Source organism: Marinococcus tarijensis, from assembly GCF_054971385.1.
Genome location: NZ_JBQOJA010000016.1, coordinates 52,604 through 69,413, shown reverse-complemented (window position 1 = coordinate 69,413; position 16,810 = coordinate 52,604). Strand labels below are relative to the sequence as shown.

Sequence of the window (16,810 nt, the reverse complement as noted above, 5' to 3'; positions counted from 1 at the left end):
CTCTCAACATAACAGAGGGGCAGATGTTTTTTCATTTCTTTTTATCAAGAACATATTTTGGTGTTGAGCCAAAAATTCAACGATAAATTTCTAATACTTCTTTAAATAAGAAATTATTTGTATAAAAACGGTTCAAGCTATATTAAAAACAGGTGTGCTTTTCAACTGCCCACTTAATACTTAGTATCTCTTTGTTATATAAATTGCTTTGCCAGTCTTCATACCGGCTTTTATGTAATTATTTGTTACGCATTACCTTACCTAAATAAAATAAAAACGTTCCGGTACTTATTAATACCGCTAATACATATAAGAGTTCCATTAATAGTCACCTCCATTTTCATTATTGCTGGAAACACTTGTCTGTTTTCGTTGAAGGTAAAAGAAAGTACTAATCGAAATCGCCAAAACAAGAAAGTGGGGCTGTCCGAAAAATAGGACAGCCCCACTGAATATTTACGGATTCCTGATTATTGCTTGGGCGAACAAAAATAACTGATACATTAGAATACTAAAGCCAACTATCTGATGTATTCAAATATACCTGCGGCCCCCATGCCCCCTCCAATGCACATGGTCACCATCCCGTACCTGGAATCTGGTCTTTTTTTCATTTCAGCAAGCAGTTTTGCAGTCAGCATCGCTCCCGAGGCCCCAAGAGGATGGCCCAATGAAATGGCGCCTCCATTAACATTCGTTTTAGTCATGTCCAACCCTGTCTTTCTGATAGAGGCCAGTGTTTGTGCCGCAAATGCCTCATTTAGTTCGATTAAATCCATATCATCAACCGTCAGGTCAGTTAATTTTAACACATCCGGAATGGCATAAGCCGGGCCGATTCCCATGATTTTTGGATCAACACCCGCTGCCTTGAAGCCCACGAATCGTGCAATAGGCGTGACGCCTAATTCTTTAACTTTTTCTCCTGACATTACAACCACAAAGCCTGAGCCATCGGTAAGCGGGGCAGATGAACCGGCTGTTACTGTCCCATCGGCCTTGAACACAGTGGGCAGCTTCGCTAGATCCTCCATATTGGTATCAGGACGCACCAGCTCGTCTGTATCAAATACATTCTTTGTTACCACAGGCTCGTCATAATCATACGTAACCTTATTTATATTAATAGGGATAATTTCGTCATCGAACTTTCTTAAATCCTGGGCATTTTTAGCACGCTGGTGACTTTCCACAGCATAAGCATCCTGATCTTCCCGTGAGACGCTATATTTTTCAGCTACCATCTCGGCCGTCAGTCCCATCGGATAGGATACTCCAGGCTCTTCCTCCTGGAGTATTGGACTGTTAACCGGCTCGTTGCCACCCATTGGAACGGCACTCATCAGTTCAACCCCGCCGGCTGCTATAATATCTGCCTGGCCGGACACGATCTGATTAGCCGCTATCGCAATTGTTTGAAGCCCTGAAGAACAATAACGATTCACCGTCTGGGCCGGCACGTCTTCCGGCAGTCCGGCAAGCAGCGCAATTGAACGTGCGATATTTTGTCCCTGCAGGCCTTCGGGAAAAGCATTACCAACGATAACATCCTGTATCATATCTGGACGGAATTGACCATCTACCCGGTCCAGCACCCCTTTTAGTACCTGTGCCGCAACTTCATCAGGTCTTTCGTGAGCCATAGCACCACTTAATTTTCCTTTAGCTGAAGCAGAACGCCCATAAGCTACTATATATGCATCTTGCACTGACTTTCACCCTTTCTTTGCTGCCACATTTTTAATTTCGCAGAGGCTCGCCTGCAGCCAGCATATGAGTAATTCGCTCGTACGTTTTTTCGTTTTGTAACAGCATTAAGAATTTTTGTTTTTCAAGCTTTTGAAGGTATTTTTGATTAATATAGGTGTTACGCGGAAGGTCTCCTCCCGATAAAACATCGGCAACACTTAAAGTGATTGTATAATCATGAGCACTTATGAAGTTTCCAACACGCTGGGCCTCCAATTGGCCTTGAGCTAGTGCTTTATAATCTCTTCCTAAAGCAAAATAGTTTAATTTCGGCTGGGGAACATAATTTGTCTCCACTTCAAACCGTGCTCGTTTTAAAGCTATTTCCACTCTTTTCTCTGTATTCAATATAATAGAGTCGGTTTCTCTTAGATAACCATACCTGAGCGCTTCATAAGCATTCGTTGACACTTTTGCGAACCCTACATTCGTCAGTACTTTAGTCATCGATTCCTGTTTATCATTGTGCTTATGGCTTGTTCCGAGAATCCGGTCCGCCATTTCGGCGAGGCCGCCACCGCTGGGAAGCAGTCCTACCCCTGCTTCCACAAGTCCCATGTACGTTTCACTTGCTGCTACTACCACCGGTGAATGAAGAACCAATTCACAGCCTCCGCCTAAAGCTTTTCCGTGGACGGCTGTTACGACAGGCTTAAGTGCATATTTAAGACGGCTGAAGCTCTCGTGCAATTTTTCAATTGCAGGTCCCACGGTCTCTTCCACTGTGTTTTCTTCATGTGCTTTTTTCATCAGATATAGGTTGGCACCCACACTGAAATTGTTTCCTTCTGCATAGATGACCATGCTCGAGTAATCCTGATTTTCTAAAAGATCGATAGACTCGATTAAATCATCAGCAAAGCCATCGGTAATAATATTATTCGTACTTTGCAGTTTCAGTAACAGCTGGTCTTCATTTGCAACAGAAAGACTGGAGTCTTCCCTGTTCCATAGTTCGCGTTCTGTAAACGCTGCTACCGGAGTCACACGCTCAATCGACTCACCTTCAGTATAAAATGGGGTACTGCGTTTTTCTATCCATTCCGGTAATGCCCCCAGCTCCCGCTGCATACGTTCCTTAACGCGTTCGAATCCCATCAGGTCCCACAGCTGGAAAGGCCCTTTTTTCCAGTTGAATCCCCATACCACGGCACGGTCTATGTCTTTAAAATCCGTCGCCGCTTTCGGCACATTCAAAGCACTATAGTAGAAATTGTTTCTAAGGGTTTCCCATAAGAACATGCCCGCTTTATCTTCAGCGTTGTAGATGAGGTCCATATTTGACTTCAAATCTTTACTGAAACTGTTCAGCAGCTCAAATTCGGGCTGCTCCGGCTGTACATATTCATTGCTTTCAGGATCAAAAACCAGCAGTGATTTCTTGTCCTTCTTATAAAAACCCTGCTTGGTTTTCCTCCCCAACGCGCCGTTTTCCATCAGTTTTTCTGCAATACGCGTATTGTGGAAAAATTCCTGTTCTTCTGGATCCTGCTGCAGGCCCTTGATCACGGTTGTCGCAATATCAAGCCCTACCAGATCAACAAGCCCATACGTTCCCAGGCTTGGCCTTCCGATACCCCGTCCCGTGAGGGCATCGACCTCCACAATGGACAGGCCCGTTTTCTCGGCACGATACATCACATCATTCATGGTCTGTGTCCCTATCCGGTTAGCAACAAATGCAGGAACGTCATTTGCTGTGACGACACCTTTGCCCAGCACATCTGCAGCAAAAGCCTGGACTTTATTTGTTACTTCAGGGGACGTATTAGGACCAGGAATCACTTCTACCAGCTTCATGATCCGGGGCGGGTTGAAGAAGTGCATGCCGAAAAATCTTTCCAGCTCCGTATCATTAAATACGCGGGAGATTGCTTTTATCGGAATGCCTGAAGTATTTGTGGCAAATAAGGCATCGTCTTTGGCAACACGTCTCACCTGGTCCCAAATATTATGCTTTATTTCCACTTCTTCCTTTACAGCTTCAATAAAAATATCCGAATCATCCTGCCCCGATAAATCCTCTGCAAAATTGCCATAAGTCAGATTAGAGGCAAAGTTTAAATCAAATAATTGCGGCCATTTCGGATCGGTAATCATATCATAGGATTTTTTTGAAATCTTGTTTGGCTCATTTTCATCAACTGCCATGTCCAGCAGCTTTACTTTTAAACCTGCATTTACCAAAAGGGCAGCAATTTGGCTGCCCATTAACCCCGCTCCTAAGACGGTTGCTTTTCTCATCGTCATGAAATAACCTCCATATTTCTGAAATTTATTCAGCCATTTTCTGCCATCAGATGAAGGCAGAGTCCCCTGTTAATGCTCTCCCAATAACTAATGCATTAATTTCATGAGTGCCCTCGTAGGTGTAAATGGCTTCGGCGTCCGAGAAAAATCTCGCGATATCATATTCGGCAAGAATACCGTTGCCTCCTGTAATCCCCCGTCCCATTGCAACAGACTCCCTTAATCTTAAGGCGTTCATCATTTTTGCGGTTGAGGTTGCCACTTCATCATATTCCCCGTTCCCCTGCATCCGGGCAAGCTGCGCAGACAGGCTCATGGCATGGGACAGGTTTCCCTGTATCATAGCCAGCTTCTCCTGAATTAACTGGTATTTGCTGAGTTCTTTGCCAAATTGTTTACGTTCGCTCACATAATCCAGAGCTGCCCGCAGGGTCCCGGCTATCGCTCCTGTCGCCATATGGGCCACACCAGCACGTGTGGAGTACAGCACCTTCGCAATGTCTTTGAAGCCGTTAATATTTTGCAGCCTGTCTTCTTCCTGGACGACCACGTTGTTTAAGTGAATATTAGCATTTGGCACAATTCGTAAAGCAATTTTATTTTCAATGACATCCATATCCACGCCGTCCTGGTCAGGCCGAATGATAAATCCCTTTGGTTTACCTGTGTCCACATCTGTAGCAAAAACTGGTATGACATCCGAAAGAGTGGCGCCGCCTATCCATTTTTTCGCCCCGTTTATTACCCATTTATCCCCCTCACGCTTAGCCGTCGTTGCTAAACCGCCGGCTACATCCGACCCGTGTTCAGGTTCGGTTAAAGCAAAGCAGGTCCTCAGTTCGTGAGATTGTAATTTCGGCACATAATACGCCACTTGTTCTTTGCTTCCGCCAAACAGGAACGCATTGTGTCCTAAACCTTGATGCACGCCCATCAAAGTAACTAATGAAACATCAAACCTTGCCACTGTATATAACATGAAAAACTGAAACAGCTGACTCGTCGTCCGTTCACCTTCCCGCCCTTCAAACAGCAGAGGGTTGTTGAAATAATTCAGTTTACCCATATCATTAAAAAAGTCTTCAGGCACTGTTGCATTAGCCCAGTGATCATTAATTGAATCCCGGTATTTTTCTTCCAGCAGATCATTGAGTTGTTTTAAAAACTGAACTTCCCCTTCAGTTAACTCTTTAGAAATATTTAATAAATCTTCAGGATATAATTCTTTTATCAGTGCTTGTTTTTCAGCCATAGTATAGCCTCCAGTATATTCTGATAGCGCTTTCAAAAAAGTCGCTTAAAGCAATTCGTTTTTCTGATTTGCTTCCTGTGCTTTTTGATTCACCATTTTTTGTAATTCTAGTCTGTCAGGCTTTGCGGTGGAGTTTAATGGGACATCTTTAACTTTCAAATATATTCGCGGTATTTTGTAGCCTGCGAGGTGCTCTCTCACATGCTTGTCCAGTTTAGCTTCGAAATCCGGATCGTCCTCTTTCAATTGCACTACTGCAGAAACAGATTCTCCAAATTCAGGGCTTTCATATCCCACTACCACCGTTTGCCTCACAAGCGGGTGCTCTGATAATACACCTTCCACTTCAGAAGGCAGAACATTTTCACCCCCGGTAATAATGAGCTCCTTTTTCCGGTTAATGATAAAGATATCTCCGTCTTCATCCTGCCTGGCTAAATCGCCTGTTAGGAAATAACTGCCTGCAAATGATTTTTCTGTTTCTTCCGGTTTGTTCCAATAGCCTGGTGTAACGTTTTTACCGTTGACGGCCAATTCCCCAATTTCACCAGTTTCAACATCGTTATAATTTTCATCCAGCAGTCGGACATCCATATACATGACAGGCTTGCCAATACTCATTGGTTTCTTTATTGCATTGTCAGGTGTATTAACCATAACAAGTGGAGCTTCAGTTAAACCGTAGCCATTGACTAATGTGTAACCCATACTTTCAAATTTTTTCTGTACAGCCGGAAGCGGTGCAGAACCGCCCTGTATTAAGAACTCAACATTTTTGAAGCCCTGAATATCAAAATTGCCAGCTGCCAGCATGCCATAATACATGGTTGGTATGAGCATTAAATAATCGGGCTGGTATTTTACCATCAGATCATTTAATTCCTTCCCGTCAAAATAGCGGTGCAGAATCAATGTTCCGCCAGCCATTAATAACGGCAGCGACAAATCATTAAATCCCAGTACATGAAACATTGGAGTTGATACTATCGTTGTATAACCGGCATGTGTTTTATACGTCAATGCGGTATTGATCATGTTATTAACAAACGACTCGTAGGTGAACATAACCCCTTTTGGTAATCCTGTGGTCCCGCTCGTATATATTATAGACGCAAGGTCGTCGCTTTCTACATCGACACTTTTAAACGGGCGGTGGTTTTTAGGATTAACAATGTCATCATACTCCGGGGAATCGATATCCATATGAATCAGCTCTTGAGGGATTCCTCTCAGGGACTCCAGATGATTGGAGGCGTAAAAAATCAGCCTGACATTAGAATCCGAAATGATGCTTTCAATCTCTAACGATTTCAGCCGCCAATTAATCGGCAGGAAAACGGCCCCCAGTTTAAATGAAGCAAACAACACATCCAGTATCGCAACGTCATTTGGTGCGAATATACCGATGACATCCCCGCGTTTTACTCCCTGATCCTGCAAATAATTCGCTAAATTCTCTGCCCGGATGTTTAAATCCTGATACGACCATTCTGTACCCTTTCCCGGATCAATAATTGCTGCTTTCACTCTGTCAAAATCTGATCTTGTTTTAATCCAATCATAATTCATATTTATCTTCTCCTTTATCAATATGATTCCGATGTTGGATCGATTGCTTCAATTCCCCCCAATCATTTTGATAAATATTTTGGTCCATAATTTTCAACTCGTCAGAAATAATAGGATCAAAATCCATCTTTGATAGAATATCCCTCTGTAAATCCAGCCCCGGACCGATTTCAATTAATTTTAAGCCTTCCTCCACCAAATGAAATACGGCCCGTTCAGTTACATAAAAAACCTGTTGGTTCAGTTCTCTCGAATACGCTGCGTTAAAATCTACACTTTGGACATCATTTACAAATTTATGCGAGTGGCCTTCCTGTTCAATAATCAGCTGATTATTTTCACAAGAAGACTGACTGCCCGCCACCAGGGTTCCTGAAAAAATAATAGTCTTCACAGTTTGACTTATGTCTATAAACCCGCCGCTTCCGCTCATTTTATTACCAAAACAAGAGACATTTACGTTTCCCCACCGGTCGATTTCCGCAAAGCTGAGATAGGCTATATCATGGCCGCCATGATATATAAAATCCCATGTCAGTTCATGGCGCATTCTCGCGTCCAGGTTATAGTTCATTCCAAAGCGGTCTTTACTGCCGATAATGCCTCCAAATACGCCGGTATCAATATTAAGCTGAACCAAATCCTCCGCATGTTCTTCTATCAATACATTTGGCAGCTCATTATTTATACCAAAACCAATACTGACTACATCCCCTTCACTTAAAAACTGGGCAGCCCGTCTTAAAATAATTTTACGGGAGCTGAGTTCCATAGGCTGCTCCTGTATATCACTCACCCGGTAGTGGCCTGATAAAGCAGGATCATAATAAGCCTGCATCACCTGCTTATGGTATTTGGGGTTTTCATTTATAACAACGTAATCCACGAGTTCACCGGGAATAAACACCTCATGAGGGGGAAAGCTGCCGCTTTGAACAATTTCTTTAACTTGAACAATCACCTTCCCGCCATTTTGATGGGTGGCGGCCGCTACACTGTATCCTTCTCCCAAATGGGACTCATGAGTCATAAAGATATTTCCTTTTTCGTCAGCGTAAGTTCCCCGTAAAAGAGCTGCATCAACGCCAGGAAAGTCATAGTGTAAATATTCTTCTCCCTTGATTTCTAATACAGAGACTAAGCTCCCGGTGGTGGCATCATTAACCGTTCCACCTGAATATCTAGGGTCTACGCTTGTATTTAAACCTATTTTTGTAATCATCCCCGGCGATGAAACGGAGTGATTCCGATATTGTACAGCAAGAATTCCCTGTGGAAAAAAATATGTTTCAACTTCATTATTTTTAATCGCCTCAATAGTAGCTGGTGAAGCCGTGAGTAGACTCGTTATTAACCGTTTAATCATTCCCCGCTGGACGAAAGCATCAAGATCAATCCCGCCCTCGTAATCACTTATATCATTTGCGATAATAAAAGTAAGATTATCCGGACCTCCAGTTTTATCGTACTCATCAACTATATTTTTTAATATTTCTGCTGGTAAATTTCCGACAGATAAGGCTGCAATGGAAATAGTATCTCCAGGGGTAATAATGTTTTTCAAATCATTGTATGAAATAACCTGCATGTCCCAACCTCCCTACAGTATTTATCCTGCTATACCTTCACCATAAATGTACCCCCTTCTTTATCCTCATCCTACAGTTTTAAATTTATCATTTTATACAACAAATGTAAACAGTTTCAAATTATACTCTAATAATGCTCTGAATAATAAACTAGTAGATATTGAATTGGCTTTAATCCAGACCCTGTTTCTATTATTTACAAGATGAAAGGTTTTCCAGACGATGTGGACGTGAATTCGACCTCCATCGAGATTGTTTATTTATTTTTTTGAATAATCACAATTTTTTTCGTCAAAAGTGGAACGAAACTCTGGCATGGAGCGTATATCTAGAAATCAAACGTGGTTTCAGCTTTTTCTTTTTTCCACTACGTTCATGTATACAGAACGAACTTTGCCGTGGTGCCAGAAAATACAAGTGATGATACATGCATGCGAAAGGAGAACTCAATGGGTAAATGGGCAGAACGATCAACCAGTTACTGGAAAGACGTTCGTATCGCTTTATAGATAAGCAGCTTCTTTATTATCATTTCTCTTCTATTCTTTCTGTTTCTGGATTAGCAGCTATTACTCTATTGCTGAGGGGGGAAATATGTGCGTAAAAAGAAAAAAATTATCATTTCTGCGATGCCTTTTCGTTCCTATACCAAAGAATAACAACTATTACAGCAGTACCGGAAGCGAGGGTGGCAGGTAGCTGGGTGCTCTGTCTTTAGCTACTCCCTAACCCCCGCCCCTTCAGCTGATAAAAACATTCGTCTTGTCCTTTCCCGCGACTATCATTCCCTGCAACGGGCACAAACGGTCCCCTGGAGGTTGATTTGCTCCTCGCCATTGCTCCATGTGCTCAAAGGCGAACCAGGCGCTCCCCCTTTTCGTGACGCCTGGTCCGCTCCTGTAGCCCAGGACTACCGTGCAAAAAGTCGTTTTTGGCTGTTTTTGTTTGTAAGTACCATTCTTGGAATCATCGCCCTTTTATTTATACTCTCCATAACCCCATCGCCTTCAGCCTTCACAAACTTTTTGTTCTTTTTGCTATCTATCATCGTAAGCGTTACCATCACGAGTTTTATTCGATGGTTATGGGTGCAGTTTATTCTTTCGAAAGCGAATCGTATTACTCGGGGCCCGCACCGGTAGTATATTGCTTTGTGTTCTCATCACACAGCAAGTTGGTTTCCGCAAATACTCACGAAGAATCTTTCCCTTCCTATTAACCATCTTTATGCCGCTAAAAGTAATCATAGAGTGTATATAAGTTCTTTAAAGACCACAGACGAAAGGAGGCTGAAATGCAAAGTATAAAAGATACAGTGAAAGAAGTGGTCTATGCCATTCTGCCGCTGTCATTGGTTGTTATTTTGCTGCAGGTGACCTTTATTGGGATGCCCGCCGGGATGCTTGTTCAATTTTTCGCTGGGGCGGTGATGGTCTCCCTGGGATTAATATTATTTTTATTAGGCGTGAATATTGGCTTATTGCCCATAGGGGAAATGATCGGTGCCTCCTTACCGAATATTGGTAAACCCGGATGGATTGTCATTGCTGGTTTTCTTCTTGGATTTGTAGTCACGGTAGCGGAACCGGATGTGCGGGTGCTTGCTACGCAGGTGGATCTTGTGTCCGGCGGATTGATTTCCAGTAATGTGCTGATTTATACCGTGGCGTTGGGAGTTGCCATTTTTGTGGGCCTGGCCATGCTAAGGATTTTGTTGAATATCCCCATCACCTACCTCTTGATTGGTGGGTACGGCACAGCCTTTGTCCTGGCTTCTTTTACCCCTCCCCAGTTTGTCCCCATCTCGTTTGACGCCGGAGGGGTTACGACCGGGCCCATGACCGTTCCGTTTATCCTTGCCCTGGGAGTGGGTGTTGCTTCTGTTTTAGGAGGCAAATCAGCTTCTGCGGACGGATTTGGCTTAGTGGCATTGGCTTCCATCGGACCGATCCTTGGTGTGTTAGTGCTGGGGGTGATTTTTGGATGACGATCCACCTGTTTGATGGTTTCGGCCATGTGTTATATGAAGTCACTTTTGCGCTCCTCCCTCTGTTAATGTTCTTTTTAGTATTTCAATTATTTATTTTGAAGCTTTCATTTAAGAAATTACTGGATATTTTTAAAGGGATGTTTTTAACATTTTGGGGCCTTGCCTTCTTTCTACAGGGGGTTCATATTGGGTTTCTGCCAGTTGGGGAAACGATGGGAACCACGATGGGAACCATGGAGCATCAATGGCTGCTGATTCCCATCGGGTTTGTGCTCGGTTTTGTAGCTACCTTCGCGGAACCGGCTGTCCGTATCCTGAATCATGAAGTGGAAAAGGTTTCGGGTGGGTATATTCCGCAAAGAGTCATGCTTTACACGCTTTCCATCGGCGTCGCCGTTTCGATCGCTTTATCGATGGTACGTATTTTGTTTGGCATTCCATTATGGTACTTTCTTATTCCTGGATATATTCTAGCGATCATCCTGATTAAATTTTCCACCAAAACGTTTACCGCGATTGCCTTTGATTCCGGCGGTGTCGCGACCGGTCCGATGACCGTTACCTTTATCGTAGCCATGACCGTTGGAGTTGCCGGAGCCATCCAAGGGCGTGATCCTTTAATAGACGGATTTGGAATGATTGCCCTCGTTGCCCTCTCTCCAATCTTATGCGTGTTAATCCTGGGGTTATTATATCATCGGAAGGAGAAAGAAAATGAACGAAGCCTTAAATCGGAATCATAAACTGCTTGTGACCATCGTGAAAAAAAATACAGGAAGTAAAATTGTCCAGGCTTCCAAAGAAGCAGGGGCCGAAGGCGGGACGATCATATTAGGAAAAGGCGAAGGCATTCATGAAACGAAAAAATTCCTTGGTATTAGCGTCGACCCTGAAAAAGAGGTGGTATTGACATTGATCCCGGAAGAAAAAGTAGATGCGGTGATCCGGGCGGTGGAAAAAGCGGGAAAGTTAGACACACCCGGCACCGGCATGGGCTTTGTGATAGATGTTCAACGCATTGCGGGGATTACCCATTTACTCCAGCAGTAAGATCCAATAATCGGGTACAGGAGGGAAGAACATGGAAAGCAACATTTCATATGATTTGATTGTGACCATCATTAATAAAGGCTATTCCGAAGACGTGGTGGAAGCTTCAAAGAAGGCAGGCGCCGAAGGCGGAACGATACTGTTTGGACGGGGCACCGGCATTCATGAGCACGCCAAGCTGTTTAATATTACGATTGAACCCGAAAAAGAGCTTGTGCTGACGCTGATTGACCGCAAGAAAACCGAGGATGTCCTGCATGCCATTACGACCGGGTTGGAATTAAACAAACCCGGAAAAGGGATTGCTTTTGTGGTCGAGGTCGAGCGGGCCATCGGGATCACTCATCTGATCAAGCGCATGGAGAACGGAGGAAACACGCATGCTTAAGGTGGAAGATGTGTACCGGAAAATCACGTTAAAACCAAGTCTTGTGAACGCGGAGGACGCCCTGGAGGTGGTGAAAGAAAAGATTGCCCGGGGCAGCCCGGTAAACCGCTCCGTCTATGTGGTGGACCAGGATTTATCATTACTCGGTATCATTACGCTCCAGGAATTAATGAGAGTCTTTGCGGTAAATGCAAGCGTACATGGCGGGAAAAAAATCCCGAAAGGAAAACTTTTGGAGTTTATATCTAAAGACACTTTGGCTGAAGACATCATGATTGCTCCTGTGTCCGTCAGAACCTCTGATCCTCTGACCGCCGCTCTTGAACTATTTGTACGGTACTCCCTTGAAGAACTGCCCGTGATCGATGAGAGAGGAAAAGTTGTTGGGAATTTGGATGCCTACGAATTAATCGCCGGGATCGAAGAAAAAAAACCGCCCTATGATCCCCACGGTTCTTAGCAGGAAAATTCATTGCCTGCTGCAGGCTTTTTCATGCCGGAAAGTTGTCTGAAATCACGGTTTCATCGATCGGAAACCGAAAGAAGCACGCAGGCAAAAGAAGCTCATGATTTCTATGAGTTTGCTGCTGGCAGCTTCCGTTCTTCAACTAAGCCATGGATTTGTAATAGATCTCTAGATAATAATGCAGGGGTATTTGTCCCATAGTTTTTTGATAAGAACTTTCTTCTCCATAATGCACTATATAAGATATCTCCCCCCGGTGCTCTTTCTGGAAATTCAAATCATAAAAAAATGAGTACGGAATGGGAACCGTACTCGTACATAAACATATTAAATATTTTCATATTTTTTTGGTTAAAAACCAATGTTTTTTCTACGCGATTTTTTTACGCCGGTAAAGAAGTCCGGCAAGCGAAAAGACAGTCAGCAGTCCCCCGGCTATCACGTAAGATAGTTGATTGGTAGACGTTTCAGGGAGCTCTCCGCCTTCCATATCTTCAGATTCTGCAGCTTCAGCCCCGTCTTCCAGATCTGCCGGCGAGGAAGGCGTTTCGTCTAATGCCCAGTATGCCGGCTTCACATTATAATCGACATCAAATACAAACGGAGCATCTTTCCCAGGCGTTTCCTGGTCCTCGAACTGATCGTCGAGCCATGTATGGTTATCAGCAATCCCCCAAAACGTTACATTACTGATTTGGTCATCTAAATCTGTAAATGACTGAAACAGATCCTGATACCGTTCTGCCTGCTGATCCAGAACCTCGTCCGGGATTTCCTCGTAGCTCTTGTATTCACCACTCGGAGGGTACGGATAAACACTCATATCCAGTTCAGTAATCTGGTTATCCAAACCAAGACCGGTGAACAGTTCAATAGAGTCTTCAATACTTTCAGTTTCAGGCCACGAAACATTAATATGTGTTTGATGCCCTACCCCGTCAATGGGTACACCTTCGTCCTGAAGCTCCGTGACGAGATCATACAAATACTCTTTCTTCGGTGACTCATTAGTATTGTAATCGTTGATATACAGCTGTGCGTCTTCCCCGCCGTATTTTCGTGCAGATTCAAAGGCGGTTTTAATGAATTCTTTTCCTGTAATCTGATACCACGGTGATTTCCGCAGGCCTTCATCATTTTCGGCCTCTGGATCAATGACTTCATTGACGACGTCCCAGGCATCGATATCATCTTTATAACGGGTCATTACGGCCTCGATATGCGTATCAATTCTCTGCAGCAGTAATTCTTTATTTGCTTCCTGCTGCTCGGGATCGGTTTCGTCTACCATTTCATTGCCATCTTCATCGAGAAAAAACCAGTCCGGGACCTGCTCGTGCCACAGCAGCGTATGAAAGCGAAGCTCCATATCATTCTCATTGGCATATTCAACAATCTGATCGGCTTCCTCCCAGTCAAATTCCCCTTCTTCCGGCTGCAGAGAGATCGGTTTCATTACATTCTCTGCAACAAGACTGTTATAATGCTTTTCAAGAATTTCCCCCTGAGTGCCCTCTAAATGCTCTGGTTCAACTGCAGCCCCCATCGGAAAAGAATCACTATAGCTTTCCTTCAATGCCGGTACTTCGAGTGCCGATACGTCTTCTCCTTCGTCAGCAGAGGCAATGGCCGCCCCACTGCTGATTAAAGCCACAGCCATACCGGAAGCGATAAATTTTTTATTGTTTTTCATCATATCCCCCTTAATAGTTAACCCCTGGATTCATAATGAACTAATCTGACCCCCTTCCAACAATGAAAACGATTTCATTACAAGGTCATGCTATCATATACCAATCAGTTGATATACCTAATAAACAAAGTTTTTAAAAAAATAGGAAAATAATAAGTATATATTTGGCGCATTACTCGCTTTAACTATAATTGGTTATTATTCTTTGTTTACCTAGTAAATTATATTAATGAATTCTGATTGGAGCTTTTAATTTCTCCTGTTTTCACCGGCGGTTGACGTTGTCTTAAATTCTTCCTCCGTCATTGTTTTGTTTGGCTCCGTTTATTGGTCCCGTATGTTTATATTTTTACTGTAAGCGAGCTTACAGTATTTTTTTAAAACGCGGGTAGGCATAGAAATAAAAGCCCTTCCGCTGTAAACGCAGGAGCGCTTCGCCTAAATCTTTTCCTATTCCTTCAGGACCCTGTACCAGATTTCCACCTGCTGGGCGGTCTCAATGACCTGCAGCTTCTCCAGATGAATCTCATAGTCCTCCAGGTGCTCAAATAGCCGCAGTCCCTGACCGAGTATGACGGGCGCAAAAGCGACTTGCAGCTCATCCGCGAGCTTCGCCTTTAACAGCTGCTGGCCGATGTCTGCCCCGAGCACCACGACGTCTTTTCCTCCGGCTGCTTCTTTCGCCTGGCGGACCGCGCTTTCAATGCCGTCCGTGACAAAGGTGATTGTAAGGTTTTCATTTTCCTTTGGATGATTGGACGGCGGACGGTGCGTCAGCACAAACAACGGCACCTGAAATTCATAATCGTCCGCGTAGGCATCCGGATCCGGGCTTTCATCAAAGCTGTTCCGCCCCATCACCACGGCTCCCGTATTGGCCATCGCTGCTTCAATCACTTCATTCGGCTCAAAGCTGGCATAAAGCTTTCCCATCTCTCCGTGACGGTCATTAACATATCCATCCAGCGATAAAATCATGCCCAGGCATACCTTTGCCATACCCTTCCCTCCGCTTCTTTTTTATTGATTTCTCCTTTTTCCGCCTGGAATCCTTTAAACTATCACTATCAAAAGCTGGAACGAAAAATTCGATGCACGACACATTTTTTACTAGGACACGCGGCTGTCCTACTGGGCATGGTACAGTAAGTTCAACAGAAGGAAAGGAGAACACAGTCGATGGGACAATGTTTATGGCCGCAAAACAGTGAACTTCTGCAGGCGTACCATGATGAAGAATGGTGCAGACCGGGCCGGGATGACCGGTATATATTCGAAATGCTTACGCTGGAGGGCGCACAGGCCGGGTTATCGTGGAATATTGTATTAGCGAAACGAGGGGCTTACCGATCCGCTTTCAACAACTTTGACATCGAATATTGCGCCGGGCTCACAGACACCGATTTGAAAGCAATTAAAGAGAATTATCAGGTCATCAGGCATTTTTCGAAGCTTCAATCGGTGCGCTCCAATGCGGAGGCGGTACTGAAAATACAAAAGGATTTCGGAAGCTTTGCCGGCTTTTTGTGGAACTATGTGGATTTTAAACCGATCATAAACAACTGGACAGCTGATACGGACATTCCTGCCCAAACGCCTTTATCTGTCAAAATCAGTAATGATCTTAAAAAAAGAGGATTCAAATTTATGAGGCCGGTTATTACTTATTCCTTTCTTCAGGCAGTAGGCATGGTGGATGACCATATTATTTCCTGCAGCTTCCACACGTTCAATTCCAACTGAAAAATTGCCGGGGGAAGAGCCGCCAGTATACCGGTTTTACCACTAGCTCTAAGGGGAAATTACAAAACAAATGAGGCAGCAATGGATGGATACTACAGCCAATCCATAAGCCAGAAAAAGAGGACGCTACTTTTTCTGGCTTTTTCTTTATTTATGGAAAAAATTTCAACCCAGTCTCTGGTTACTCCCATTTAGAAAGAAGGGACCACTTTGAAAAAACCGCGATTGATATATTTTCTGTCAGGAACTCTGCTTGCAACTCTACTTTTTGGCTGTACGAGCGAAAAAGAAACTCCCCAGGCCTCGAATAACGCGCAAGGAGCTTCCATTGAGGATGAAGATGATCTGCCTAAGAAGGATGTAGAAGAAGAGCGTTCCCCCCAGCCGAAGCCTCAAAGGGAAAATATGTCTTCTCGTACACCCTCCGAACAGGACGTTGAAAAAATACGGCAGGAGCTTCTGATGAACGATAAGTGGATCAAGCTGCCTTCACAATTTCCAGGCCAGCAGCCCAATCAGACCCAGGGATCGGTGGCTTCCAACAATTCAGCCACCTACAGCATCCAGTATCAGACCAGTACTGGAGAGCCTTTAGCGCACGTTACTGCTGCCCAGTACATGGATGTGCAGGAAGCCGTCAGTGAAATCGAAGCTTTTCAGGAAGGGAAAACCGTTAACCCATCCGGACCAGGGGTAGAACCGTTCCGGCAAGGCTTATCCGGACACATGAAAAATAGTGCAGACCAGTATCGTTACAGCGGGCAGCAGAATCAGTGGCTGGTGAGCCTGTCTTCGTCATCATCGACAAACCTCGATCAGACAGCTGTGATCCGCCAGATAGCAGAATATCTTAAGCGTCACCCTCTCCCCGCTTCTGCTGACCAGGGAGTCGTTGATATTTATTACGCTCCGTCCAGTGAGGATGTTACTGTGGATATCCGCTGGCAGGAAGGAAAAACCGTTTATGCGGTCCGGACCAGCCTGCCGCCAGTGGAAAGCCTGCAGATAGCAAATTCCATGGAATAAAAGGGTTCTTATCATTTATTTAAATGCCTCCCCCTTAAACACAAG

General features: G+C 44.2%; 14 protein-coding genes. 7 read left to right on the top strand and 7 right to left on the bottom strand.

Features of this window, described 5'->3' with window-relative positions; all coding sequences use genetic code 11:
• Positions 1–521 precede the first annotated feature (521 nt).
• The 5 genes from ACTTK7_RS10600 to fadX are packed head-to-tail and all read right to left on the bottom strand — an operon-like array spanning position 522 to position 8,408.
• Complete coding sequence (locus ACTTK7_RS10600; RefSeq protein ID WP_462868051.1) at positions 522–1,709, bottom strand: thiolase family protein; 1,188 nt, start codon at positions 1,707–1,709, stop codon at positions 522–524.
• Between the two features lie 31 nt (positions 1,710–1,740).
• Positions 1,741–3,999, bottom strand: a complete 2,259-nt coding sequence (gene fadB / locus ACTTK7_RS10595; protein WP_462868050.1) for a 3-hydroxyacyl-CoA dehydrogenase/crotonase FadB — start codon at positions 3,997–3,999, stop codon at positions 1,741–1,743.
• 46 nt (positions 4,000–4,045) lie between these two features.
• A complete protein-coding gene (gene fadE, locus ACTTK7_RS10590) occupies positions 4,046–5,251 on the bottom strand; it encodes an acyl-CoA dehydrogenase FadE (RefSeq protein ID WP_462868048.1) in 1,206 nt (401 codons plus the stop codon).
• 45 nt (positions 5,252–5,296) lie between these two features.
• Entirely contained in the window at positions 5,297–6,820 is a 1,524-nt protein-coding gene (gene fadD / locus ACTTK7_RS10585) for a long-chain-fatty-acid--CoA ligase FadD (protein ID WP_462868046.1), read from the bottom strand.
• Complete coding sequence (gene fadX / locus ACTTK7_RS10580) at positions 6,810–8,408, bottom strand: fatty acid degradation protein FadX (RefSeq protein ID WP_462868044.1); 1,599 nt, start codon at positions 8,406–8,408, stop codon at positions 6,810–6,812. The genes fadD and fadX overlap by 11 nt, the downstream gene beginning before the upstream one ends.
• A gap of 1,295 nt (positions 8,409–9,703) precedes the next feature.
• Here fadX and ACTTK7_RS10575 point away from each other — a divergent pair.
• Genes ACTTK7_RS10575 through ACTTK7_RS10555 form a run of 5 tightly spaced genes read left to right on the top strand, consistent with a single transcriptional unit; the run spans position 9,704 to position 12,297 of the window.
• Positions 9,704–10,396 (top strand): DUF1538 domain-containing protein, encoded by a 693-nt coding sequence (locus ACTTK7_RS10575; protein WP_462868041.1) that lies wholly within the window; start codon positions 9,704–9,706, stop codon positions 10,394–10,396.
• Positions 10,393–11,142, top strand: coding sequence for a DUF1538 domain-containing protein (locus ACTTK7_RS10570; protein WP_462868039.1), 750 nt, complete (start codon positions 10,393–10,395; stop codon positions 11,140–11,142). Before ACTTK7_RS10575 ends, ACTTK7_RS10570 begins: the two co-directional genes overlap by 4 nt.
• Positions 11,114–11,449, top strand: a complete 336-nt coding sequence (locus ACTTK7_RS10565; RefSeq protein ID WP_462868037.1) for a P-II family nitrogen regulator — start codon at positions 11,114–11,116, stop codon at positions 11,447–11,449. The genes ACTTK7_RS10570 and ACTTK7_RS10565 overlap by 29 nt, the downstream gene beginning before the upstream one ends.
• A 31-nt stretch (positions 11,450–11,480) precedes the next feature.
• Positions 11,481–11,837 (top strand): P-II family nitrogen regulator, encoded by a 357-nt coding sequence (locus tag ACTTK7_RS10560; protein ID WP_462868035.1) that lies wholly within the window; start codon positions 11,481–11,483, stop codon positions 11,835–11,837.
• Positions 11,830–12,297, top strand: a complete 468-nt coding sequence (locus ACTTK7_RS10555) for a CBS domain-containing protein (protein ID WP_462868033.1) — start codon at positions 11,830–11,832, stop codon at positions 12,295–12,297. The genes ACTTK7_RS10560 and ACTTK7_RS10555 overlap by 8 nt, the downstream gene beginning before the upstream one ends.
• A gap of 376 nt (positions 12,298–12,673) precedes the next feature.
• Here the strand turns inward: ACTTK7_RS10555 and ACTTK7_RS10550 are convergent, their stop codons facing one another.
• Positions 12,674–13,996 carry an endo-1,4-beta-xylanase gene (locus ACTTK7_RS10550; protein ID WP_462868031.1) on the bottom strand — a complete coding sequence of 441 codons (1,323 nt, stop codon included), beginning with the start codon at positions 13,994–13,996 and terminating at the stop codon, positions 12,674–12,676.
• 450 nt (positions 13,997–14,446) lie between these two features.
• Entirely contained in the window at positions 14,447–14,995 is a 549-nt protein-coding gene (locus tag ACTTK7_RS10545) for a dihydrofolate reductase family protein (RefSeq protein WP_462868029.1), read from the bottom strand.
• Positions 14,996–15,175: 180 nt separating this feature from the next.
• Between ACTTK7_RS10545 and ACTTK7_RS10540 the strand changes: the two genes are divergently transcribed.
• Complete coding sequence (locus ACTTK7_RS10540) at positions 15,176–15,739, top strand: DNA-3-methyladenine glycosylase I (protein WP_462868027.1); 564 nt, start codon at positions 15,176–15,178, stop codon at positions 15,737–15,739.
• A 210-nt stretch (positions 15,740–15,949) separates the two neighbouring features.
• On the top strand, positions 15,950–16,765 hold the full coding sequence (locus ACTTK7_RS10535; RefSeq protein ID WP_462868025.1) for a hypothetical protein: 816 nt from the start codon (positions 15,950–15,952) through the stop codon (positions 16,763–16,765).
• Positions 16,766–16,810: the final 45 nt, after the last annotated feature.